The sequence below is a fragment of the Gymnodinialimonas mytili genome, assembly GCF_037544085.1.
GTDB classification, from domain to species: domain Bacteria; phylum Pseudomonadota; class Alphaproteobacteria; order Rhodobacterales; family Rhodobacteraceae; genus Gymnodinialimonas; species Gymnodinialimonas mytili.
In genome coordinates this window covers 1,509,442-1,532,441 of the sequence record NZ_JBBIFW010000001.1, presented here as the reverse complement: position 1 = coordinate 1,532,441, position 23,000 = coordinate 1,509,442, and the positions used below count along the sequence as shown (strand labels likewise).

The following is a 23,000-nucleotide window of genomic DNA, read 5'->3' as shown; positions in this document are numbered from 1 at the left end:
CCCGCCGAACCGGATGCCTTGGGGCATTGGCGGGTGGGTCATCAACCGTGATCGTCGCAATCCCGTCTGTGGACGCCGTCAGGCGAACGCCTGCAGCCCCGTGATGCCGCGGCCAAGGATCAGGGCGTGAACGTCATGGGTGCCTTCGTAGGTGTTCACCGCTTCAAGGTTCATCACGTGGCGAATGATCCCATATTCGTCGCTGATCCCGTTGCCGCCATGCATGTCGCGTGCCTCGCGTGCGATGGTCAGCGCTTTGCCGCAATTGTTCCGTTTCATCAGGCTGATCACCTCAGCCGGTGCAGAATGATCATCAAACATGCGACCCAGTTGCAGCGCGCCCTGAAGGCCAAGCGCAATTTCGGTTTGCATATCCGCCAGCTTCTTTTGAATAAGCTGCGTCTGGGCGAGCGGTTTGCCAAATTGCTTACGGTCCAACGTGTATTGCCGCGCCGCGTGAAAACACGCTTCCGCCGCGCCCATCGCCCCCCATGCAATTCCGAAGCGGGCGCGATTCAAACAGCCAAACGGGCCCGCCAAACCGGAGACCTCCGGCAAAATGTTTTCCTCCGGGACAAACACCTCGTCCATCTGGATCATGCCCGTGGTGGAGGCGCGCAAGGAAAACTTGCCTTCAATTTTGGGGGCGTTCAGGCCCTTCATCCCTTTCTCAAGGATGAAGCCTTTGATTTTGCCCTCGTGGGCTTCGGACTTGGCCCAAACAATGAACACATCTGCGATGGGTGAGTTGGTGATCCAGTTCTTTGCGCCGGACAGAATAAAGCCGCCATCAACGGGTTTCGCACGGGTAATGATGCTGGCCGGGTCAGAGCCTGCATCCGGTTCCGTCAGCCCAAAGCAGCCAATCCATTCGCCCGATGCGAGCTTGGGCAGATATTTCTGGCGCTGGTGGTCGGTGCCATAGGCATAGATGGGATGCATCACCAGAGAGCTTTGCACAGACATGGCCGAGCGATAGCCACTATCGACGCGCTCGACCTCCCGCGCGATCAGTCCGTAAGAGACATAGTTTGCCCCGACGCCGCCATAATCCTCGGGGATGGTCGCGCCAAGCAGGCCAAGTGCGCCCATTTCCGACATGATTGATCGGTCGAAAATCTCGTGGCGGTTCCCGTCGACCACGCGGCTCAACAACCCGTCTTGTGCGTAGGCATGCGCCGTATCGCGGATCATCCGTTCTTCTTCGGTCAATTGTTGGTCCAACAAAAACGGGTCGTCCCACACCAGCGGGGCAGGTTTTGCGCGCGCAATTTCAGGACCGGTTTTCAGAAGTGTCGGCGCATTCACGTGTCGGCTCCTTACAACATCTAGTCGCACCTTATCGGCGGCGTAATAATCTTCAAGTATAAAATATTTGTGCTTGAAGTTTCAAAACTCACCTCATATCGTTTTCGATAAGAACCCAAGCGAAAGGCGGTAACGTGCGGATAGCTTGTCTAGGGGGTGGCCCTGCGGGCCTTTACTTCGGGATTTCGATGAAGTTGCGCGATCCCTCCGCAGAGGTTGTGGTGATCGAGCGGAACCGCGCAGATGATACATTCGGCTGGGGCGTGGTCTTGTCGGATGAGACGCTTGAAAACCTTGCCCAGAATGATCCGATCAGCGCCGCATCTATACGCAAACACTTTGCCTATTGGGATGACGTGGCCCTGATCCACAAAGGCCAACGCACGGTTTCTGGCGGTCATGGGTTCTGCGGGATCGGGCGCAAACGCCTGTTGCTTTTGTTGCAGGAGCGTGCCCGCGCGCTTGGCGTCGAAATGCGTTTTGAAACCGAGGTGGACAGCGCAAGCGCCTATAAGGACGCGTTTGATGTCGTTATCGCCGCAGATGGCCTGAATTCCAAGACGCGCATGGAGTTTCAGGACGTTTTCCAACCTGATATCGACCGCCGCCTATGCCAGTTTGTCTGGCTCGGCACCCATCAGAAATTCGACGACGCTTTCACCTTCATTTTTGAAGACACAGACAAGGGGTGGGTCTGGGCGCATGCCTATCAGTTCGATGATGAGACGGCGACGTTTATCGTCGAGTGCACGCAGGAGACCTTTGATGCCTACGGATTTGGCGAGCTAAGCCAACAGGACAGCATCCGCATCTGCGAAGAGATTTTCAAAGATCATCTGGGTGACCATCCACTGATGACCAACGCCAACCATATCCGAGGGTCCGCATGGCTGCGCTTCCCGCGTGTGTTGTGCGAAAAGTGGCACCATGAAAACATCGTTCTTCTGGGCGATGCTGCGGCCACTGCGCATTTCTCGATCGGTTCCGGGACGAAACTGGCTCTCGAAAGCGCCATCGCCCTGGCCGAACTCATCCATGCTGAGGAAGCGCTAGAGGCCGCCTTCACCCGCTATGAGGAAGAACGCCGCTTGGAGGTTTTGCGCCTGCAATCCGCGGCGAGGAACTCGGTTGAATGGTTCGAGGATGTGGAGCGTTATCTGGATCTCGATCCGGTGCAGCTCAACTACTCGCTGCTGACGCGCAGTCAGCGGATTAGCCATGAAAACCTGCGCGAACGCGATGCTGCATGGCTGGCCGAGGCGGAAGCCTGGTTCATGGATCAAGCTGGGGCCGGGCGTAACGAACGCGCACGTGCGCCAATGTTTGCGCCGTTTCGCCTGCGCGACATGACGCTTAAAAACCGCATCGTCGTGTCCCCCATGGCGCAATACAAAGCGGTTGATGGCTGCCCGACAGACTGGCACCTGATCCATTATGGTGAGCGGGCGAAAGGCGGTGCTGGTCTCGTCTATACCGAGATGACCTGTGTCTCGGCTGGCGGTCGTATCACGCCGGGCTGCCCGGGCCTTTATGCGTCTAAGCATGAGGCGGCTTGGAAACGCCTGACCGATTTCGTCCATGCGGAGACCGAGGCCAAGATCTGCTGCCAGATCGGCCATGCCGGTCGCAAGGGCTCGACCCGTGTCGGTTGGGAAGGGATGGATCAACCGCTGAACGACGGCAATTGGCCCCTTATGTCCGCCTCCGCCATCCCGTGGTCGGACGAGAATGCGACGCCCAAAGAGATGACCCGGACAGATATGAACCAAGTGCGAGATGACTTTGTCGCCGCAACGCAGATGGCCGATCGCGCCGGGTTCGACATGATCGAACTGCACGCCGCGCATGGTTATCTTATTTCCTCTTGCATCTCGCCACTGTCCAACACGCGGACGGACAAATATGGCGGTTGTCTCGAAAATCGCATGCGCTTCCCGCTTGAGGTTTTTGCCGCCATGCGCGCGGTTTGGCCCCTGGGAAAACCCATGTCTGTACGCATTTCGGCGAGTGACTGGGCCGGTGACGATGGTGTGAGGGCGGAAGACGCCGTGGAGATCGCGGCGATGTTCGAGGCGGCGGGCGCTGACATCATCGACGTGTCCGCCGGGCAAACCTCAACGCAGGCGAAACCGGTCTATGGCCGGATGTTCCAGACCCCGTTTTCAGATCGCATCCGCAACGAACGCGGGATCAAAACCATGGCAGTGGGCAATATCTACGAGCCTGACCATGTGAACTCGATCCTGATGGCGGGGCGGGCTGACCTTGTGTGCCTCGCGCGCCCACATCTGTCTGATCCGTATTGGACCCTGCGCGCAGGTGCCGAGATTGGCGATCGGCAAGAGGTCTGGCCCAAACCCTATGAAGCTGGCCGCGACCAGGCCTGGCGGCTGGCGGACCGGGAAGCACAGTCGGAGGCACGGGCATGAGGCGCGTACTGGTCACGGGCGGTGGCTCCGGCATCGGGCGCGGCATCGCGCGCGCTTTCGCTGAGGCGGGCGACGCGGTCACCATAACCGGACGACGCCCCGAGCCACTGCAAGAAACCGATGCCGGACGCGGCATGACCTGCACGCCGACGGATGTGACCGATGAAGCGGCGGTCGATGCGCTTTTTGCCGAGCCCTTCGACGTCGTCGTCGCCAATGCTGGCATGGGCCGTGCCGCGCCGTTGACGGAAGTGACGCTGGAAGAGTGGAACCAGACCATGAACGTTAACCTGACTGGCACGTTTCTGACCTTCCGCGCGGCCTTGCGCAACATGGGCCAAGGCGGGCGCTTGATTGCCATCGCGTCGACCCAGGCGTTGAAGGGGGGCGGGCGCATCGCGGCCTATTCGGCCTCCAAACACGGTGTGCTGGGCCTCGTCCGGTCTGTCGCGCATGAGGTGGCTCGCAAGCAGATCACCTGCAACGCGATCTGCCCGGGCTTTGTGGATACGCCCATGGCCGAGGCGGCGGTCCAGAGCGTCATGGCAGGCAGGGGGCTGGATGAGGCTGCTGCGCTAAAAATGGTCGTCTCGAATAACCCGGTGGGCCGGTTGATCACCCCTGATGAGGTCGCAGCGGCAGCGCTCTTTCTCGCCTCACCCGGGGCGGCGATGGTCAACGGTCATGCGCTCAGCCTTTCGGGAGGTGAGATATGACCCTGAACCGCCCCGCAGCGCCCTTGGAAACGGCGTCAAAAGAACGACTGCGCCTCTGGCTGCGGTTTCTGAAGGCCAGCCGGTCTATCGAAAACTCCCTGCGCGAGAACCTCAAGGCGGAGTTCAACACCACCCTGCCGCGCTTTGACGTCCTGGCGGCCCTGTCGCGCTACTCCGATGGTTTGAAGATGAGCCAGATCTCTGGCGTGCTGAAAGTCTCTAACGGGAATGTCACGGGCATTGTGGATCGGCTGGCGGATGAGGGGTTGCTGGTGCGCGTACCGGTGCCGGGAGATCGCCGCGCGTCACTGGTGCGGCTGACCCAGCGCGGTCAGGAAGAATTTGCCCGGCAGGCTGCCGCGCATGAGGCCTGGATCAGCGAGATGCTGTCAGGGTTTGACGCGGAAACCGCGCGCGCGCTTGCGGATGATTTGCAGGCGCTGGAAACCAGCCTGGCGGACAGGGGGGCAGGCGATGACTGAACAAGTGGCGCATTTCCAATGCCGGATCGACGGGCGGATCGCCCATGTGGCCCTTGATCGGCCGGATCGGAAAAACCCACTGACCTTCGACAGCTACGCTGAGCTGCGCGACTGGTTTCGCAATCTGGTCTATCGCGACGACATTGACGTTGTCGTCTTTGGCTCAAATGGCGGCAACTTTTCATCCGGCGGCGATGTGCATGACATTATCGGGCCGCTGACCCGCATGAACATGAAACAGCTTTTGACCTTCACCCGGATGACCGGCGATCTGGTCAAGGCGATGGTCAACTGCGGGAAGCCTGTGATTGCCGCCATCGATGGCGTGTGTGTCGGGGCAGGGGCGATCATCGCCATGGCCTCTGACCTCAGGATCGCCACGCCGCAGGCGAAATGCGCCTTCCTCTTCACGCGTGTTGGTCTTGCGGGCTGCGATATGGGCGCCTGTGCCATCCTGCCTCGGATCATCGGGCAGGGGAGGGCGGCTGAGCTGCTTTACACCGGGCGGTCGATGTCGGCTGAGGAAGGCGCGGCCTGGGGTTTTTACAATCAGATTGTGCCTGCGGAGCAGCTTGAGGGTTCGGCACTCAGCATGGCCGCACGCATCGCAGCGGGCCCCAACTTCGCGCACATGATGACGAAAACCATGCTTGCACAGGAATGGTCCATGTCTATCGAACAAGCCATCGAGGCCGAAGCCCAGGCCCAGGCAATCTGCATGCAGACCGGCGATTTCGAACGGGCCTACAACGCTTTTGTCGCCAAAGAAAAACCGGTGTTTGAGGGGGATTGATGGCGGATACCAGCTTTCTCTCTTGGCCGTTTTTTGAGCCGCACCACGCGGATTTGGCGTCGCAAGTTGAGGAGGTGGCACAGGGTCTGTCCGTTGACCACTCCGACACCGACGCGGCCTGCCGGAAGCTTGTGGCCACTTTGGGCGAGGCGGGCGTGCTGGATCATACCGCTAGCCTGGACGGCGCCCTTGATGTCCGCGGCCTGTGTCTAACCCGTGAAGTTCTGGCGCGTCACGACGGCCTGGCGGATTTCAGCTTTGCGATGCAGGGGCTGGGAACCGGCGCCGTAACGCTGTTCGGCTCGGATGACCAAAAGCGAGAATGGCTGCCCCAAACACGCGCAGGAAAGGCCATCTCAGCCTTTGCGCTGACGGAACCGGGGTCTGGTTCCGATGTGGCCAACAACACAATGACAGCCACGCTGGACGGCAATCACTTCGTTCTCTCCGGTGAAAAAACGTGGATTTCGAACGGTGGTATCGCCGACATCTACACCGTCTTCGCGCGCAGCGAAGAAACACCGGGCGCGAAAGGCATGTCTGCTTTCCTCGTGACCCCAGATCTGCCGGGCTTCGAGATCGTGGAGCGCTTAAAGACGATTGCGCCGCACCCTTTGGCGCGCCTGCGGTTTGATGATGTACGCGTTCCTGCAAGCGCTATGATCGGTGCGCCGGGGCAAGGGTTTAAGATCGCGATGTCGGTTTTGGATGTCTTTCGGTCAACGGTTGCGGCGGCCGCACTGGGGTTCGCCCGACGCGCGCTGGACGAGGCGCTTGCGCGTGTCTCGACCCGTCATGTGCAAGGCGCACCGCTGTCGGATTTGCAGATGGTCCAGGGCCATATCGCGGATATGGCGCTCGATATCGATGCAAGCGCCCTGCTTATCTACCGCGCCGCTTGGGCCAAAGACAGCGGCGCCCCCCGTGTGACGCGCGAAGCCGCGATGGCGAAACTGTTCGCTACGGATCAGGCGCAGCAGGTCATCGACAAAGCAGTTCAGTTGTTCGGGGGGGATGGGGTCCGCTCGGGAACAACCGTTGAGACGCTCTACCGAGAAATTCGCGCCCTCCGCATCTATGAGGGCGCTTCAGATGTCCAAAAAGTCATCATCGCGCGGCAGGCTTTAGCGGCCCATGAGGGAGGATCGTAATGCTTGGACCTACGGCTCATGTCGACACGTTCGCAAGGGACAATCTTCCGCCCGCGATAGATCAACCCGATTTCCTTTTGGACGGCTTTGACTACCCCGACATTTTGAACGCCGGATACGAGTTGACCGATGGCATGGTCGACAAGGGCTTCGGTGATAACACGGCCCTGATCGGAAATGGTCGGCGGCGCACATACAAAGAACTCTGCGATTGGACCAATCGTCTGGCCCATGTGCTTGTCGATGATTTGGGCGTGAAACCTGGCAATCGGGTCATGATCCGTTCGGCAAATAACCCGGCCATGGTCGCGTGTTGGTTGGCGGCGACCAAGGTCGGCGCTGTGGTGATCAACACCATGCCCATGTTGCGCGCGTCTGAACTAACGAAATACGTGGAAATGGCCGAGATTGCCTTCGCCCTTTGCGACAGTCGGCTGATGGAAGAAATGGAACGCTGTGAGGAGGGGTGCCCGGGCCTTACCGTGATGGCCTTTGATGGCACCTCCAACCACGACGCCGATCTTGACCGGCTTGCTCTGGAAAAGCCTGTGAAATTCGACGTTGTGCAAACAGGGCGCGACGACGTGGCCTTGCTTGGCTTTACCAGCGGGTCAACGGGCGAACCAAAGGCCACGATACACTTCCACCGCGACCTGATGATCATCGCGGATGGCTATGCGAAAGAGGTTTTGGGCGTTGTGCCCGAGGACATCTTCGTCGGCTCGCCGCCGCTGGCCTTTACGTTTGGCCTTGGGGGGCTGGCGATCTTCCCGCTGCGGTTTGGGGCGACGGCTACATTGCTCGAACAAGCGACGCCGCCCAACATGATCGAAATCATCGAAAAGTATCGGGCGACGGTCTGTTTTACCGCGCCCACAGCCTACCGTGTGATGTTGCGTGCCATGGATGAAGGCGCGGATTTGTCCAGCCTGCGTGCCGCTGTTTCAGCCGGCGAAACGCTGCCAAAACCAGTCTACGACGAATGGATGGAGAAGAGCGGAAAACCGATGCTAGACGGCATTGGCGCAACCGAGATGCTGCACATCTTCATCTCAAACCGGTTTGATGATCACCGGCCTGGATGTACCGGAAAGCCGGTCTCAGGCTATCAGGCCAAGGTGCTGGCCGAAGATGGATCCGAGGCCCCAAGAGGCGACATTGGACGTCTTGCCGTACGGGGACCCACCGGTTGCCGCTACCTCAAGGGGGATCGCCAAAAGAACTATGTCAGCGATGGCTGGAACATCACCGGCGACAGTTTCGTCCAGGACGCTAAAGGCTATTTCTATTTCGCCGCACGCAGCGACGACATGATTGTCTCATCCGGCTACAATATCGCCGGTCCAGAAGTCGAGGCGGCCTTGCTGAGCCACGATGTGGTCGCAGAATGTGCCGTGATCGGTACCCCCGATGAGGAGCGCGGGCATATCGTGGAAGCGCATGTCGTGCTGGCAGAAGGGGCCGCACGCGACGCGGACCAGATCAAGGCCCTGCAAGATCACGTTAAATCCACCATCGCACCTTACAAGTATCCCCGTTCCGTGGTGTTCTCAAACGCTTTGCCAAAGACCCAGACGGGCAAGATCCAACGCTTCAAGCTCAAATCCGATCCAAAAGCCACGGTGCATGGCCGCTGATCCGATGCCGTTTGAATTTCATCAGAAGGTCTTGTTTCGGCATTGCGACCCTGCGGGCATCGTCTTTTACCCGAGATATTTCGAGATGATGAATGATTGCCTTGAAGCGTTTTTCGAAAGCGCGCTTGGGACACCTTGGCCCGATCTTCACATCAATGCAGCGATCCCGACGGCTCAAATCAGCACGCGATTTACGGCACCCAGCAGTCACGGTGACGAATTGCTGCTTCGGGTGGCGGTTACTCGGGTCGGGCGTAGCTCGGTGGGTTACTTGATAGGGGCCCATGCGGGCGCAGAGCAGCGGTTCGAAACCACCGGCACCTTGGCGTTTGTCAATGACGCGGGCAAGCCCACGCCTTGGCCCGCAGAGATCCGCGCGAAACTTCTAGAAGAAAGGGAATTGGCGTTATGAGCCATAAGACCATCCACCCAGAAGGCTGGCTGCCCGCCAAGGGCTATGCCAATGGCATGCTGACCAAAGATGGCACGCTGCATATCGGCGGTCAGATTGGCTGGGACGCAAACAAGAAGTTTGTGTCTCAGGATTTCATTGGTCAGATGCGCCAAGCCCTGAAAAACATTCGCGATATCGTCGAAGCTGCCGGTGGGCAGGTGAGCGACGTCACCCGATTGACGTGGTTTGTCACCGACAAGGACGACTATACCCGTCGTCAGGGTGAGGTTGGCACAGCCTATCGCGAAGTGTTCGGCCGCCATTATCCCGCCATGTCCATGGTTGTTGTCTCTGCCTTGGTTGAAGATGAGGCGCTTGTGGAAATCGAAGCCACGGCGCATCTATCTTAATCATGCGCTTTGGTACTAGCTGCGCAGATCAGTGAGCGCTAGTCAGGCGCAACAGTGGCGCGGCACGCGTGTTGGCAACGGAAACCGCGAATTAGTGTGTCTCACTCGGGACAAGCAGTCTGATCCGACTGATCCAAACTGATTTGTAGGGGCTCATTGGCCTTTGACCCATTATGACGATGGTGTCACTTAGCAATTAGTTTTTGAGACTACACCTGAAATGATTTCAATGGGCTATATGATTACCTAATCTGAGATTAGGCAACTAAATTGAGATTTTTGGTTGTGATTTGTCTCTATATTTGGGGCCTTCGCCTCGAAGTCCATTCGGCGCTGAATTGCTATGGCCGCCCCCCTTTTGCCCATCCCCAATTTTATGGGCCAGTTTTGAGCGGTGTGTCTGGAATGGGCGGGCGCATGTTTAGGGCCTGATGTGGTCGGACACGATTGTACTGTCTGAGCCATGTATTAATGACGATCTGCGCCTGTTTGGTGGTGTGGAACCACTCAGCATTGAGGACTTCGCGGCGCAGAGTGCAATTGAAGCGCTCGTTGTAGCCATTCTCCCATGGCGATCCTGGGTAGATCTGGATCGGCTTGATCCCCATCTTTCTCAACCAGTCTTGCAGGGCCACCGCGATAAACTCCGCGCCATTGTTGGAACGGATGTATTCAGGCTTCCCTTGCCGCAATGGTAATGGATATAGCGCATCCAGCACCTCAGCGCTTTTCATCTTCGGCTTGACTACCACGCACAACGCCTCGCGGCTGTACTCATCCAACACCGCGAGCATTTTGTAGGCCCGCCCATTGCTCAGCTTGTCGTGAACAAAATCAATGCTCCAGATATGGTTCGGATGCCGCGATCGGAGCCGGATGATCGAACTGTCCTTGTGGTGCAGCCGCTTCCGCTTTTTGTGCCGACGCGGGAGTTGGAAGCCTTCTTCGCCCCACAGGCGTTCAATCTTCTTGTGCTTGACCGACCAGCCTTCGATGTGCAGCAGCTTATCGTTCATTGGTCGCTCGGACCAATGGAGCAACCAGTACGACCTTGCAGTAGCTATAGCGCCCGTACTGTTTGGCCAATCGGATCATCGCAAAGCGCAATGCCTCATCATCCTTTCTTTATACCTTCGCCACATCCGAACCAGACGCCAGGCTCAGCTCAATCGCGGGCAAAAGCCGCAGAATATCTTCATCTGAATACCGTTTCCGCACCATCAATCCCGTCTCCAAACTAAGCCAACTTTGGCACAGTTCAGGGGGCCAAGACATCTGTCTAGGTCGTTGACTGCCCTTACGCACTTACCATTTTGGGCTCAAAGCGGATATTTGAAATGCATGGACAAGCGTGCCGTTTGTATTGGTTTGGCACTTCGATTGTCCGGTAGGCTAGAGGGTATCCAGCGCTTTCTGCACACCCGCGAAATAGGCGCCGACATGCGCGCCGTCTGCGATGGCGTGGTGGACCTCCAGCGTCATGGGCATAGTGTGACGGCCCTGGGCGGCAGTGATCTTTCCCCAGCCGATACGCGGAATACAATCCTCGGGGCCGGGCATTGCATTGTTGAGCGACGTGTAGTCGAGCCAGGGCATACAGGACAGATAGGCGAGGTCGTCACGCTCGCCGGAATTGGCGGCCAGGTCCCGCGTGGTGGCAGCGGCCTCGATCAGCGCTTTGGCGTGAGCATCGAAGGCGGTGAAATCGGGATCGAACGGCACATAGGCGTAGTTGAAGCTGCCATCGGGCGTGGGTACGGTCATCGACAGTTCCACCGCATCGTGACGCACGACCTGTTCGCCCCTGAACCGCATCAGCAATTCCGGCACGCTATGGATCCCGGCGCCAATCGCATAGAGGCTGGCGCGATAGGGGGATATGCCCGCCGATTTCAAGCGAGTCATCAGATCGGTCACATCGATCCGGGACGTCACCGCGAAATGCGGACGCGCATAGGTGCGGAAAAACTGGAACTGCGCGGCGCGCGGCCACGTCTGTAGGTCAACGATGTGTTCCATCAGGAGGTCGGCACCACGTCTTCACAGATCAGCGTCACATCCATGGGTTGCGCATAAAGGGGGGTGTTGGGATCGATGGAGCTATCCTCGATCCAGACATTGTTGATGCAGACATCCTGCGCCCAATTCCCGCCATTCCAACCAAAGCCGTCAACCGCGCCGCAATTATCGACGCTGCCATTGGCGTTCCACTCCTGGTAGGAGTTTTCGCTGCGGATCCCGCCTGTGGGAAAGCGCATGGTCTCGGTATCGAAGCGCAGCAGGAATGAGGTTTGCGCGGTGCGCTGGCTCAGGCTCCACGAGCCGATGGCGACGCCCTCGCGGAAGCCGATGATCTGAAAGTCGGTTACGTCCGCCTCGGTCGCGAGGCCGGTCGCGCCGTCGCGCAGGGTCATGGTGCCTTCCATTGTGTAGCCATTCGCGCCAACCCAGCAGAATTGATAGCGCACGGCCGATGCATTGGTGACGGATGCGGTGGCCAGAACAGCGGCCAGAACAGCGGAGAAGAGGCGCATTGGGCAAAACCTTGATCAGCGTGCAGTGCCCAGAAAGTGGGGGGTTCGGCCCGGAGGGTCAACACGTGTCTGTCCGGATCCTCTGCTGACGGGTCGTGTCAGTGGGCTGTCGGCGAGGGCTTGCCTGCCGGATGACCTTGGCCGAAACGAGTTCGGATGATGTGAAAGAGGCGGTGATGCGATGAAGCGGCTTGCTGTGATTCTGACGGAAGGTTTCGCCGATTGGGAATATGGGTTTCTGGCCGGGACGGCGGCGCCGTTCTATGGCCTTGAATTGCGGTTTTTCACACCGAAGGCCGGTATCGTGCGCTCTCAGGGTGGTCTGAAGGCGAATGTCGACTTGGGCCTTGATGAGATGCGCGCCTGGTCGGCTGACATGGTTGTGATCATCGGCGGTATGATCTGGGAAACTGCCGAGGCGCCGGATCTGGGCGATACCTTGCGCGCGCAGCTTGCGGGCGGCGGTTGGGTTGCCGGGATCTGTGGGGGCACCTTGGCCCTGGCGCGGGCGGGTGCGTTGGACGCCGTGCGCCATACCTCGAATGCGGCGCCGTTTTTGCAGCAGGTAGAGAATTACGGCGGCCAAGCCTTGTACCAAGAAGGGGGAGCGGCGATATCGGATGGCCATGTGATTACCGCGCCCGGCACCGCACCGGTCAGCTTCACCGCGGCAATTTTCGAGGCTGTTGGCGTGGTGCCGGACCAGGTTTCAGGCTTTCGGACGATGCTGGCGGCGGAACATTTAGCCTAGCCGTTTTCTTTGAGGATTTCGCCGGCAAGATAGAGCGACCCGCAGATCAGGATACGCGCCTGCGGCGTTTCGACGATGATCTGATCGAGCGCCTGGCCGACGGAGGCGGCGGTCTGCGCCCGATGACCTGTGGCGCGCGCGGCGGCGGCGGTGTCTTCGGCAGACAGGGTGGCGGTCTGGTTCGGGATCGACACGGCGGTGAGGCTGGCGGCGAATTGGGTCAGGGGCTGCATGTAGCCGGCGACATCCTTGGTGTTGAGCATCCCGCAGATCAGATGGGTGGGCCGACTGGGCAGCGCATCGAATGTGGCGGCAATGGCGCGGGCGGCATGGGGGTTGTGGCCGCCATCGAGCCAGAGCTCGGCCTCCGGCGCGGCGTGCACGAGGGGTCCTTCACGCAGGCGTTGCATCCGTGCGGGCCAATGGGCGTCGGCCATAGCGGCGTCGGGGTCACCTGTGCCGAGCGTCCGCAACGCGGCGAGCGCCGTGCCTGCATTTTGGATCTGGTGAGGCCCTCGCAAAGCGGGCAAAGGCAGATCCAGCAGGCCGGTTTCGTCTTGAAAGACCAGGCGCCCGCGCTCCTCATAGACATGCCAATGCTGTCCCTGCGCGATGATAGGCGCGCCAAGGCGGGCGGCGCGATCTTCGATCACCTCAAGCGCCGCCTCGCGTTGCGGAGCCACGACCACCGGCACGCCGCGTTTGATGATCCCCGCCTTTTCGACGGCGATGGCTTCGATCGTGTCGCCCAGGAATTGCTGATGATCCATGTCGATGGGCGTGATCACACACAGCGCCGGTGTGTCGATGACATTGGTCGCGTCGAGCCGCCCACCAAGCCCCACCTCAAGCAGGGTGTAATCGGCCTTGGTCTGCGAAAAGGCCAGTAACGCGGCGGCGGTAGTGATTTCAAAATACGTAATTGGGTCGGGGCCGTTGGCGGCCAGGCAGGTATCGAGGATGTCGGAGAGCCGGGCCTCGTCGATCAGTTCGCCTGCTAAACGGATCCGCTCGTGGAACCGCGCGAGATGGGGCGAGGTATAGGCATGGGTTATGCACCCCGCGCCTTCGAGCCCCGCGCGGATCATCGCCTGGGTCGAACCTTTGCCGTTTGTCCCCGCGATATGGATCACCGGCGGCAGATTGCGTTCGGGGTGATCAAGCGCGGCCAGGACCCGCCACATGCGGTCCAGGGTCAGGTCGATGACCTTGGGATGCAGGGCCATCATACGGTCGAGCAGAGCGTCGGAGGTCTGGGTCATGGGGATCGATCCAAGGCGCTTGGGGCGACGTCCGGAAGCCTCCGGCGGGGGTATTTGGAGCCAATGGAAGAGGGCGCGCGCAATTTGAGACAAATGACGTCTGTGTCGTCGGCTTGGGAATCAGGTTTTGGGATCGGCCTGGGTCTCGGAAGGCTGGTCGGGCGCCTGATTTGGAGCGACCTCCGAATCGGCTGGCGGCGTGTCGGGCGCAGCCTCGGGGGCGGGCAGGTCGCCCATCACAGGCGGCGTTTGGCGCATCAGCATTCGGGTGATCGAAATCAGCTCGTCGCGCATCTGACGGCGATGTGTAACACGGTCGAGCATGCCGTGGTCGAGCAGGTATTCGGAGCGCTGGAAGCCTTCTGGCAGCGTCTCGCGGATCGTTTGTTCGATGACGCGCGGCCCGGCAAAGCAGATCAGAGCGTTGGGTTCGGCGATATGCACATCGCCCAGCATGGCATAGGAGGCCGTGACGCCGCCCGTCGTGGGATGGGTCAGAACCACAATATAGGGCAGGCCCGCCTCTTTCAGCATTTGCACCGCAACCGTGGTGCGCGGCATCTGCATCAGGCTGAGGATGCCTTCCTGCATCCGGGCGCCGCCGGCGGCGGAAAACAGGATCAGCGGGCGGCCCGTCGCCACGGCGCGTTCTGCCGCAGCAATGATGGCATTACCGACAAACATCCCCATGGACCCGCCCATGAAGCTGAAATCCTGGGCGGCGGCGATAATGGGCGTGCGCCCCATTTCGCCTTCGGCGACCAGCATCGCCTCGTGTTCGGCGGTTTGATGGCGCGCGGCTTTCATCCGGTCGGGGTACTTCTTTTGATCGCGGAACTTCAGCGGGTCGGCCAGCGGTTCCGGCACCTGGATCTCGGTAAACAGGCCGTTATCAAAGAGCGCATTGAACCGATCGCGCGGGGTCAGCGCCATGTGGTGATCGCAGTTGGTGCAGACATTCAGATTGTCCGACAGCTCGCGATGGAACAGCATCGTTCCGCATTCATCGCATTTGGTCCACAGGTTCTCGGGCGTCTCGCGGCGCGAGAAGATCGAGTTGATCCGGGGGCGGACGTAGTTGGTGATCCAGTTCATTGCGGAGTGTTCCGGTCAGTTGGCCTTGGCCGGAGATATTGTGCGCGGGCCGGAATTGCAATTGGCCGTTGGGCTGAGGTGGCGGTTACACACGTCGAAGAACCGTCCGGATCACCAGCCAGGTGACAAGCGTGGTGCCGATATCGAGGAAGATCAGCGGCCGCAATGTCGGATCCGCCGCCGACATCGGAGATGTGTAGAGCGCGAGGCCCGAAAGCGGCCCTTCCAGCGAGACCACAAGGATCGCCACGACGTTATTGGCGAAATGAAACCCCCAGGCGGCGCCGATGGACCCTGTCAGAGCGGTCAGATCGGCGGCGATCAAGGCAAAGACACCGACGGCCAGCACGATCAGCCATGCGTTACCGCCCATCATATCCGGTGAGTAATGGGCCAGGGCAAATAGCACCGAGGGCACGATCATCCAGGCGATGGGCGAGCGGAAGCGCGCGGCGAGTTGTTGCTGCAGATATCCTCGAAACAGGATCTCTTCGGCGCCGGTCTGAATGAAGACGCCGACCAGGGCAAGCGGCAGAAAAGAGAGCCACAGGCCCGGCGCCAATCCCGGTTGCGGGGCGATGTTGGTGGGGATCAGGAAGGTCAGGCTGAAGACCAAAGCACAGATCAGCATCGCGATGAGGAAATGGCGCATGGTCCGCGGGATCGGGCCAAACAAGCTGCCGACCGGCCGGCTATGGAGGAGTTTGGCAACGATCATCGGACCGGCAGCCATGCCAATGAACGTGGCTAGCAACAGCAGAGTGCCGGTTGGTCCCGTCGCCTCCATCATCTCGGCGAACCAGCGCTGTACGCCCTCGGCGCCCGAGACCACAAGCACACCCAGCAGAACGAGGCCGATGCCCATCGCGTAGATCCAAAGGATCAACAGAAAGCCCACCACAAGTTGCCAAATCTTGGCATGGATGCGCGCGGGCGCGACGAAATCGTCGTGGGCGGTGTACTGCATCTGAACTGCGCTCGGTGGTTTTGTTGTTTTGCGGGCAGCTTACCGCGCGTGTCGACGGCCTTCAATCACGCTTGTGCGCCTTGGCGCTGCGCTCTATTCCCCTGTTCCAACAGAGAATGGGGAGCCAGCCATGTTGAACAACCGGCCAGACAAGTCGAACCTGCCAAGCCGTCATGTGACGGAAGGCCCCGAGCGCGCGCCGCACCGGTCGTATTTCTACGCGATGGATCTGACCGAAGAGCAGATTGCGCAGCCCTTTGTCGGTGTGGCGACCTGCTGGAATGAGGCAGCCCCCTGCAACATTGCGCTAAATTGGCAGGCGCAATCGGCCAAGGCCGGGGTTCTGTCGGCCAATGGCACCCCGCGCGAATTCACGACGATCACCGTGACGGACGGGATCGCGATGGGCCATGAGGGGATGCGATCCTCACTCGCCTCACGGGATGCGATTACCGACACGGTCGAACTGACGATGCGCGGGCATTGCTATGACGCGCTGGTGGGGCTTGCGGGCTGCGACAAGAGCTTGCCGGGGATGATGATGGCGATGGTGCGGCTGAACGTGCCGTCGGTCTTCATGTATGGCGGTACGATCCTGCCGGGCAAGGTGCCGGAGGGCGCAGACGTGCCCGAGGAATTCGCCAAGCGCGACCTGACGGTGCAGGACATGTTCGAGGCCGTGGGCAAGTACCAGTCCGGTGATCTGAGCGATGCGGCCCTGGCGGTTCTGGAACGCGTGGCCTGCCCGAGCGCGGGCGCGTGCGGCGGGCAGTTCACCGCGAACACGATGGCCTGCGTGTCGGAGGCGATTGGCCTGGCGCTGCTGAACTCGTCGGGGATGCCCGCGCCCTATGAGGGCCGCAAGGAATATGGCGAGGCGTCGGGCCGGGCGGTCATGAACCTGCTCGACAAGAACATCCGTGCGCGGGACGTGGTGACGCGCAAGGCGCTGGAAAACGCGGCGCGGGTCGTGGCCTGCACCGGCGGGTCGACCAATGCCGGCCTGCACCTGCCGGCGATTGCGCACGAGGCGGGGATCGATTTCGACCTCTTCGACGTCTGCGACATCTTCAAGGACACGCCGTACTTCGTCGACATGAAGCCCGGTGGGCAATTCGTGGCGAAGGACCTGTTCGAGGTCGGCGGTGTGCCGGTGGTGATGAAGGAGCTGCTGAAAGAGGGCCTTCTGCATGGCGATTGCCTGACGGCGTCGGGCGAAACGATGGAAGAGGCGCTCGACAAGATCCAGGGCGAGCCGGACGGGCGTGTTGTGCATACTGTGCAAAACCCAATCACCAAAACCGGCGGTGTTGTTGGCTTGAAAGGTAACCTGGCGCCTGAGGGGGCTATCGTGAAGGTCGCGGGGATGGGCGAAGACCAGCAGGTCTTTACCGGCCCGGCTCGTGTGTTCGAATGCGAGGAAGACGCGTTCGAGGCCGTGAAGGCGCGTGCCTATGAGCCGAGCGAAGTGCTCGTGATCCGCAATGAAGGCCCAAAAGGCGGCCCCGGCATGCGCGAGATGCTGGCGACGACGGCGGCCTTGTCGGGCCAGGGCATGGGCAAGAAGGTTGCCTTGATCACCGATGGCCGGTTCTCGGGCGCCACGCGCGGTTTTTGTGTGGGCCATGTGGGGCCCGAAGCGGCGGTGGGTGGGCCCATCGGGCTGCTGCAGAATGGCGATATGATCACCATCGACGCGATCACCGGTGAGTTGTCGGTTGCCCTGTCCGACGAAGATTTGGCCGAGCGCCGGAAGGCCTGGGCTGGCCCGCGCGAAACGATCTATGCCTCAGGCGCCTTGTGGAAATACGCGCAATTGGTGGGTGAGGCGCGCTATGGCGCGGTGACCCATCCGGGTGCCGCGAAGGAAAAGCACGTCTATGCCGACCTGTAAGGTCTTGCTTAGCTTGCTGGGGTGTTTGGCCCTGGCAGGCTGTGTCGGCGGTGGCGGAGGCTCTGCCGAGGCCCCGCGCGCGGTGCAGGTGACATCTGATCTGGTTACCATCACTGGCCCACGCGGCTATTGCGTCGATCCGGCGGCGACGCAGAATTTCAACGATACGGGCTTTGTGCTGCTGGGCAATTGCGCGGCAATCTCAGGCTCGATCCGGGCGCCACAACCTCAGCTCCCCGCGATCTTGACGGCAGCGGTGGCGGGACCGTCGGAAGGTGCCAACCTGAGCGAGAACCTGGATGCGCTGGACGGCTTCTTCCGGTCCGAAGAGGGCCAACGCCTGCTCAGCCGCTCGGGCGATCCCGCCAGCGTCGAGATCCTGGATACCGGAACGCGCGGCGACATCTTTCTGATCCATGCCCGCGACACGAGCCCAGGCGCATTGCCGGGCGTTGCGCAGGATTATTGGCGGGTCTATCTGGATGTCGGGCCACGGCTTGCGACGTTGTCTTTGTTCGCCTTGGCCGATACGCAAATCGACGGCGATGATGCATTTGCAACCTTGACCCGGTTTGCAGCAATCGTGTCGGATGCCAACCGCCCAGGCGCCGCCCCAGCAGCCCCCGGCGCGGCAGAGCTGCCACAATCCCCACCCGACCCTAGCGAAAGACCCTTTCCCGAGGGCGTATTTGCGAGAATATTTCGGTAACTAAGCGGCAAGCGACCTGTGGTAAGCAGGCGGGACACGGCGCGGTCCGCGAGGGGAGGGGCAATCATGGGACAGGAATCGCCCGGGTTTTGGGGGGGCTTTGGCTTTGGCCAATCCATCAAACGATGGAAACGTGCGCTGCGCAGCCCAGCGACAGTGTCGACCGCAGACCTAAGGCGCATGGCCGGTGACATCCAGACCCTACGTGATGAATTGGACCAAATGGCGGCTGCGGCGGGCGCAGAACTGCAGGGCCGCGGCGGGTCCGGTGACGGGATCGCGCGGCCGGAGCAATGTGATTGGGCGATCCGTCCCGCGCCATGGACCATCCGAATGCGCCCCCATGGGATCGTGGGGCTGGGCTCGCCCACGGAGTTGAATGGCGGCGTGACGCTTTATCACGATGCGACGCGGGCGCAGATGAGTTTGCGGCAGGACCCAACCCCACCCAATTGCGGCACAGCGCCATTTGGTCTGGTGCTGGAGGTCTACGAGCTTGACGGATCTTTCGTGTCACTTGTCCAGGATCTGCCGGCGGCCTCTTTGGAAGGGCTGACCAAGGGCCACTTTATCGCCGTACAGATCACGGCAGAGCGCGATCATCCGATCGATGTCTATGCGCGGCTTAACATTCAACACGGGCCAAATGTCGAACAGATGGTGCGTGAGATCGAGTTCAAGGGCGATCTGGGTCGCGCGGAGTTCGACCTGGCCTATAGCAAGGTCAATGAAAAGCGGCTGGAAAAGGCCTGGCTGGATCTGATCATCGAGGGTCCGACCATGACGCGTATCGCGCTTTGGGACATGAGCATTCTGCGCGCGCCGCGGGCGGATATCTGAGGGGATCGCATGGCCGAAGAATTGACCCAGATCTCTCTGAGTGGTGGCCGGTACGAGGGCGTGCTGACCGGCGCCGAGAAGACCGAGATCGAGGCTCTGCATCGGGGTCGCATCGTGGCGGTCGCACGCTTGGTGCCGCATCCGAGTGAGGCGGGCGCCCAGGCGGTAAGTGTGGACTTGCCCAGCGACGTGCTGAGCGATGGCGTTCAGGTGGTCGGTCTTCGGTCGACCGCGACGGGTGAGATCCTGGACCGCATCACGCTACTGGCGGGGTCGGCCCTGAGCGACGATATTCGAAGCGAAATTGCCCTGTTGCGTGACGAGCTGGAGATGCTGAAACAGGCGTTTCGTCAGCATTGTTCGGATGCGTCCGGCGATTGACCGCCCGCCCGCTGGTATAAGGTGCGCCTGCGGCGCATTCCTTTTGCCTCGTCCCCGCGCGCGCTGCGCTTGGTCCTCAGGCCGCACCGCCCTGACGTCGGGTTTCGGGTGACAAGGGTGGGGCGGCTCGCTTACGTGGACGTCAATACGAGGAGGCCCCCATGACACATACGCATTACTCCCACATGCTTGCCCCGCTGGATCTGGGATTCACGGTGTTGAAGAACCGGGTGCTGATGGGCTCGATGCATACCGGTCTGGAAGAGACCAAGGATTGGCCACGTGTGGCGCGCTTTTACGCGGACCGGGCGGCGGGTGGCGCCGCGTTGATTGTGACCGGTGGGATGGCGCCCAACAAAGAGGGCGGCGTATTCCCTGGCGCGGCGGGTCTGTTCAGCGATCAGGATATCGCAAACCATCGTGTCGTGACGGATGCCGTGCATGAGTCGGGCGGCAAGATTGCGATGCAGATCCTACATGCCGGGCGCTATGCCTATTCGCCCGATTGTGTCGCGCCCTCGCCGATCAAATCGCCGATCTCACCGTTCCCACCGAAAGAGTTGGACGAAGCGGGAATCGAGAAGCAAATCGCCGATATCGCGACGGCGGCGTTGCGTGCGCGGGAGGCGGGGTATGACGGCGTGGAGATCATGGGATCAGAAGGGTATTTCCTGAACCAGTTCCTGGTGGGCCATACCAACAAGCGCACGGATCGGTGGGGTGGGTCGTTCGAGAACCGGATGCGTCTGCCCGTTGAGGTGGTGCGCCGCTGCCGAGCGGCTGTGGGCGACGATTTCATCATCATCTACCGGCTGAGCATGATCGATCTGGTGCCGGGCGGTGCGACGCATGAGGAGGTCGTGACGCTGGCCAAAGCGATCGAGGCGGCGGGGGCGACGATCCTGAACACCGGCATCGGCTGGCACGAGGCGCGTATCCCGACCATCGCCACCAGCGTGCCGCGCAAGGCCTTTGCTTGGGTGACCAAGCAGTTGATGGGCAAGGTCGGGATCCCGGTGATCACCTCAAATCGGATCAACATGCCCGATGTTGCCGAAGAGGTTTTGGCCGATGGTTGTGCCGACATGGTGTCGATGGCGCGCCCGTTTCTGGCGGATGCGGAGTTCGTCGCGAAGGCCGAGGCGGGCCGCGCCGATGAAATCGCGCCCTGTATCGCCTGTAACCAGGCCTGTCTCGATCACACATTCAGCGGCAAGTTGACCTCGTGCTTGGTCAATCCGCGGGCCTGTCATGAGGTCGAACTGGATTATGGACGTGCCGAGACGACGAAGCGGATCGCTATTGTGGGGGCCGGTGCGGCGGGGATGGCCGCTGGCATGACAGCGGCCGAGCGGGGGCATTCGGTTGTGATGTTCGACAAGGCGGACCGCATCGGCGGGCAGCTGAACATGGCGCGGCAGATCCCGGGGAAAGAGGAATTCCACGGTCTTGTCGATTGGTTTGAGACCATGGTGGAGCGGCACGGTATAGATCTGCGGCTGAGCGTAGAGGCCTCCGAGGCGGATCTTGAGGGTTTTGACGAGGTGATTGTCGCCACAGGCGTCACCCCGCGCGATCCCGGCATTCCGGGGCAGGATGGCCCGAATGTGCTGAGCTATGTGGATGTGCTTGCGGGCAAGGCATCGGTCGGCAAGCGTGTCGCGATCATCGGGGCGGGGGGCATCGGTTTCGACGTGGCCGAATACCTGGTGCATGACGGCGAAAGTCCCACCGAGGATCTGGACTTATGGCGCAAGGAATGGGGTGTGGCGAACCCGGCCAAGCATCGCGGCGGGCTCGCGCCGGAAGGGCCGCAGCCGGAGCCTGCAGCACGACAGGTCACCTTGTTGCAGCGCAAGGCCGAAAAGCCAGGCAAACGCCTGGGCAAAACGACTGGATGGATCCACCGCGCGGCGTTGAAGATGAAGAATGTGAAGATGGTGGCTGGGGCCAGCTATGAGAAGATCGATGGGCGCGGTCTGCATATCACGATAGACGGCGCACCGCACCTGATTGAATGCGACACCGTCGTTTTATGCGCCGGGCAGGTGGTGAACAGAACGCTTGCGGATGCGCTGATCGCCAAGGGCTTGACCCCCCATGTGATCGGCGGTGCCGATGTCGCCGCTGAGCTCGATGCCAAGCGTGCCATCGATCAGGGGACCCGCCTGGCGGCAAGCTTGTAGTCGGGGCTCTGCCCCCGCCTTCGGCGTCCCCCGGGATATTTACAAAGCAAAGAGGGCCGATGACGCTTTCTTAACCATGCTGATCTAACACCTGTAGTACGGTACAGGCGGGGACGCCGATGGCCGTAAGCGAAGATGGCGCATCCTCCGGCTCGAAGCCTGCTACGGGATAGAGTTGGAGGATGACCCCTGATCCACCGATCTTTGCTTCTTAAGTATCCCCGCCGGAGGCGTTCGAAGGCTGGCCATTTTGCGCAAAACCTCAGAAGGGTCGGACCTCAGGTCGATGAGGTGCCGTCAAGGCTTCAGCCGAGCAGCTTCCCCAGCCCCATCGCGACACCCATATCGCCTGACACTTTCAGCTTACCCATCATGACGCCAGTCATCGGGTTGAGTTTACAGGATAGAAGTTTGCCCAGATTGTCGCGGCTGATCTTGATGGTGCAATCGGTGGGTTGATCATCAATTGTCGCCGAATTGTCGGCCAAGACGATCACGCCTTCATCACCGCAATCGAATTTCAGCGATCCGTCAAAGCTTTTCCCCGCCAAGGCGCTGCGAATGCGCTCGGCCAATTCCGTCAATGTCATGGCTTTCCTCCCTGCCCTGCGGAATTAGCGCTAAGCAGACCCGCATCGCGCCACAAGCGTGACGTTGCGGATCACGGCCCGTTTGGTCACACCGACATAGCCAGCTGAGCCTCGTCTCCATGCAACACCCCTGCTTTTCGAAAGCCGAGGTTTTCATAAAGCCTGATCGCGCGCGACACGTGGGCGCCCCGTTGCCTGGCCCCAGTCACAAGCCCAACGGATGGCGGTCGTGCCGTGGCCCTGTCGCTGGTGTTCCCGATCAATCATCAGCCGCCAGTTGAATATCGCTTCGGGCTCGTCTTCCGGCGCGACCTCTGCCGGGTTCAACTCGGTCATATCGATCGACGCGATCAGCCTGACGCGCGTAGCTCCCGCCCATATCGCGAAAACATAGGCGGCTGGCTCAGAAGCGGCCTCCGCCAATGTCACTGAATTCTCAGCAACGAACGCGCTCTTGGGTCGGTGCGACGC

At 60.7% G+C, this 23,000-nt stretch carries 23 protein-coding genes; 14 read left to right on the top strand and 9 right to left on the bottom strand.

Translation table 11 applies throughout. The features are described 5' to 3' along the window. Window positions 1-78 precede the first annotated feature (78 nt). Window positions 79-1,290: an acyl-CoA dehydrogenase gene (locus tag V8J82_RS07590; RefSeq protein ID WP_339974557.1), complete on the bottom strand. Its 1,212-nt coding sequence runs from the start codon at window positions 1,288-1,290 to the stop codon at window positions 79-81. 152 nt (window positions 1,291-1,442) lie between these two features. Here V8J82_RS07590 and V8J82_RS07585 point away from each other — a divergent pair, with 152 nt between their 5' ends. Genes V8J82_RS07585 through V8J82_RS07550 form a run of 8 tightly spaced genes read left to right on the top strand, consistent with a single transcriptional unit; the run spans window position 1,443 to window position 9,320 of the window. Further along, window positions 1,443-3,737 (top strand): bifunctional salicylyl-CoA 5-hydroxylase/oxidoreductase, encoded by a 2,295-nt coding sequence (locus V8J82_RS07585; RefSeq protein WP_339973814.1) that lies wholly within the window; start codon window positions 1,443-1,445, stop codon window positions 3,735-3,737. After that, on the top strand, window positions 3,734-4,453 hold the full coding sequence (locus V8J82_RS07580; RefSeq protein ID WP_339973812.1) for an SDR family NAD(P)-dependent oxidoreductase: 720 nt from the start codon (window positions 3,734-3,736) through the stop codon (window positions 4,451-4,453). The genes V8J82_RS07585 and V8J82_RS07580 overlap by 4 nt, the downstream gene beginning before the upstream one ends. Then, complete coding sequence (locus tag V8J82_RS07575; RefSeq protein WP_339973809.1) at window positions 4,450-4,935, top strand: MarR family winged helix-turn-helix transcriptional regulator; 486 nt, start codon at window positions 4,450-4,452, stop codon at window positions 4,933-4,935. Before V8J82_RS07580 ends, V8J82_RS07575 begins: the two co-directional genes overlap by 4 nt. Then, window positions 4,928-5,728: an enoyl-CoA hydratase family protein gene (locus V8J82_RS07570; protein WP_339973807.1), complete on the top strand. Its 801-nt coding sequence runs from the start codon at window positions 4,928-4,930 to the stop codon at window positions 5,726-5,728. The genes V8J82_RS07575 and V8J82_RS07570 overlap by 8 nt, the downstream gene beginning before the upstream one ends. After that, window positions 5,728-6,879, top strand: a complete 1,152-nt coding sequence (locus tag V8J82_RS07565) for an acyl-CoA dehydrogenase family protein (RefSeq protein WP_339973806.1) — start codon at window positions 5,728-5,730, stop codon at window positions 6,877-6,879. Before V8J82_RS07570 ends, V8J82_RS07565 begins: the two co-directional genes overlap by 1 nt. After that, window positions 6,879-8,516 (top strand): AMP-binding protein, encoded by a 1,638-nt coding sequence (locus V8J82_RS07560; protein WP_339973803.1) that lies wholly within the window; start codon window positions 6,879-6,881, stop codon window positions 8,514-8,516. The genes V8J82_RS07565 and V8J82_RS07560 overlap by 1 nt, the downstream gene beginning before the upstream one ends. After that, window positions 8,506-8,928: an acyl-CoA thioesterase gene (locus tag V8J82_RS07555; RefSeq protein WP_339973801.1), complete on the top strand. Its 423-nt coding sequence runs from the start codon at window positions 8,506-8,508 to the stop codon at window positions 8,926-8,928. The genes V8J82_RS07560 and V8J82_RS07555 overlap by 11 nt, the downstream gene beginning before the upstream one ends. After that, window positions 8,925-9,320, top strand: a complete 396-nt coding sequence (locus V8J82_RS07550) for a RidA family protein (protein WP_339973799.1) — start codon at window positions 8,925-8,927, stop codon at window positions 9,318-9,320. The genes V8J82_RS07555 and V8J82_RS07550 overlap by 4 nt, the downstream gene beginning before the upstream one ends. A gap of 374 nt (window positions 9,321-9,694) precedes the next feature. Here the strand turns inward: V8J82_RS07550 and V8J82_RS07545 are convergent, their stop codons facing one another. From V8J82_RS07545 to V8J82_RS07535, 3 genes are all read right to left on the bottom strand, one after another. Further along, complete coding sequence (locus V8J82_RS07545; RefSeq protein WP_339973797.1) at window positions 9,695-10,336, bottom strand: IS3 family transposase; 642 nt, start codon at window positions 10,334-10,336, stop codon at window positions 9,695-9,697. Window positions 10,337-10,712: 376 nt separating this feature from the next. Beyond that, window positions 10,713-11,339 (bottom strand): CatA-like O-acetyltransferase, encoded by a 627-nt coding sequence (locus V8J82_RS07540; protein WP_339973795.1) that lies wholly within the window; start codon window positions 11,337-11,339, stop codon window positions 10,713-10,715. Continuing rightward, the gene (locus V8J82_RS07535; protein ID WP_339973793.1) at window positions 11,339-11,854 is read right to left on the bottom strand and encodes a hypothetical protein; all 516 of its coding nucleotides are present in this window, start codon (window positions 11,852-11,854) and stop codon (window positions 11,339-11,341) included. Before V8J82_RS07535 ends, V8J82_RS07540 begins: the two co-directional genes overlap by 1 nt. 181 nt (window positions 11,855-12,035) lie before the next feature. Here V8J82_RS07535 and V8J82_RS07530 point away from each other — a divergent pair, with 181 nt between their 5' ends. Continuing rightward, on the top strand, window positions 12,036-12,605 hold the full coding sequence (locus V8J82_RS07530; protein ID WP_339973791.1) for a DJ-1/PfpI family protein: 570 nt from the start codon (window positions 12,036-12,038) through the stop codon (window positions 12,603-12,605). Here the strand turns inward: V8J82_RS07530 and V8J82_RS07525 are convergent. The 3 genes from V8J82_RS07525 to V8J82_RS07515 form a co-directional block, all read right to left on the bottom strand. After that, entirely contained in the window at window positions 12,602-13,867 is a 1,266-nt protein-coding gene (locus tag V8J82_RS07525; RefSeq protein WP_339973789.1) for a bifunctional folylpolyglutamate synthase/dihydrofolate synthase, read from the bottom strand. The two genes, V8J82_RS07530 and V8J82_RS07525, sit on opposite strands and share 4 nt — an antisense overlap. Window positions 13,868-13,987: 120 nt before the next feature. Continuing rightward, window positions 13,988-14,962 carry an acetyl-CoA carboxylase, carboxyltransferase subunit beta gene (gene accD / locus V8J82_RS07520; protein ID WP_339973787.1) on the bottom strand — a complete coding sequence of 325 codons (975 nt, stop codon included), beginning with the start codon at window positions 14,960-14,962 and terminating at the stop codon, window positions 13,988-13,990. An 85-nt stretch (window positions 14,963-15,047) separates the two neighbouring features. Further along, entirely contained in the window at window positions 15,048-15,929 is an 882-nt protein-coding gene (locus tag V8J82_RS07515; RefSeq protein WP_339973785.1) for a CPBP family intramembrane glutamic endopeptidase, read from the bottom strand. A gap of 130 nt (window positions 15,930-16,059) precedes the next feature. On the opposite strand from V8J82_RS07515, the gene ilvD reads away from it, so the two are divergent. The 5 genes from ilvD (at window position 16,060) to V8J82_RS07490 (ending at window position 21,939) form a co-directional block, all read left to right on the top strand. After that, window positions 16,060-17,823: a dihydroxy-acid dehydratase gene (gene ilvD / locus V8J82_RS07510; protein WP_339973783.1), complete on the top strand. Its 1,764-nt coding sequence runs from the start codon at window positions 16,060-16,062 to the stop codon at window positions 17,821-17,823. After that, window positions 17,810-18,532, top strand: a complete 723-nt coding sequence (locus tag V8J82_RS07505) for a hypothetical protein (RefSeq protein ID WP_339973781.1) — start codon at window positions 17,810-17,812, stop codon at window positions 18,530-18,532. The genes ilvD and V8J82_RS07505 overlap by 14 nt, the downstream gene beginning before the upstream one ends. A 66-nt stretch (window positions 18,533-18,598) precedes the next feature. Continuing rightward, window positions 18,599-19,372 carry a DUF6478 family protein gene (locus V8J82_RS07500; RefSeq protein ID WP_339973779.1) on the top strand — a complete coding sequence of 258 codons (774 nt, stop codon included), beginning with the start codon at window positions 18,599-18,601 and terminating at the stop codon, window positions 19,370-19,372. A 9-nt stretch (window positions 19,373-19,381) separates the two neighbouring features. After that, the gene (locus V8J82_RS07495) at window positions 19,382-19,753 is read left to right on the top strand and encodes a hypothetical protein (protein WP_339973777.1); all 372 of its coding nucleotides are present in this window, start codon (window positions 19,382-19,384) and stop codon (window positions 19,751-19,753) included. Between the two features lie 161 nt (window positions 19,754-19,914). Further along, the gene (locus tag V8J82_RS07490; protein ID WP_339973775.1) at window positions 19,915-21,939 is read left to right on the top strand and encodes an NADPH-dependent 2,4-dienoyl-CoA reductase; all 2,025 of its coding nucleotides are present in this window, start codon (window positions 19,915-19,917) and stop codon (window positions 21,937-21,939) included. 305 nt (window positions 21,940-22,244) lie between these two features. On the opposite strand, the gene V8J82_RS07485 is transcribed toward V8J82_RS07490, so the two are convergent. Together V8J82_RS07485 and V8J82_RS07480 are read right to left on the bottom strand one after the other, a co-directional pair. Then, on the bottom strand, window positions 22,245-22,529 hold the full coding sequence (locus tag V8J82_RS07485; protein ID WP_339973772.1) for an SCP2 sterol-binding domain-containing protein: 285 nt from the start codon (window positions 22,527-22,529) through the stop codon (window positions 22,245-22,247). A gap of 153 nt (window positions 22,530-22,682) precedes the next feature. Next, window positions 22,683-22,958, bottom strand: coding sequence for a GNAT family N-acetyltransferase (locus V8J82_RS07480; RefSeq protein WP_339973770.1), 276 nt, complete (start codon window positions 22,956-22,958; stop codon window positions 22,683-22,685). Between the last annotated feature and the right edge of the window lie 42 nt (window positions 22,959-23,000).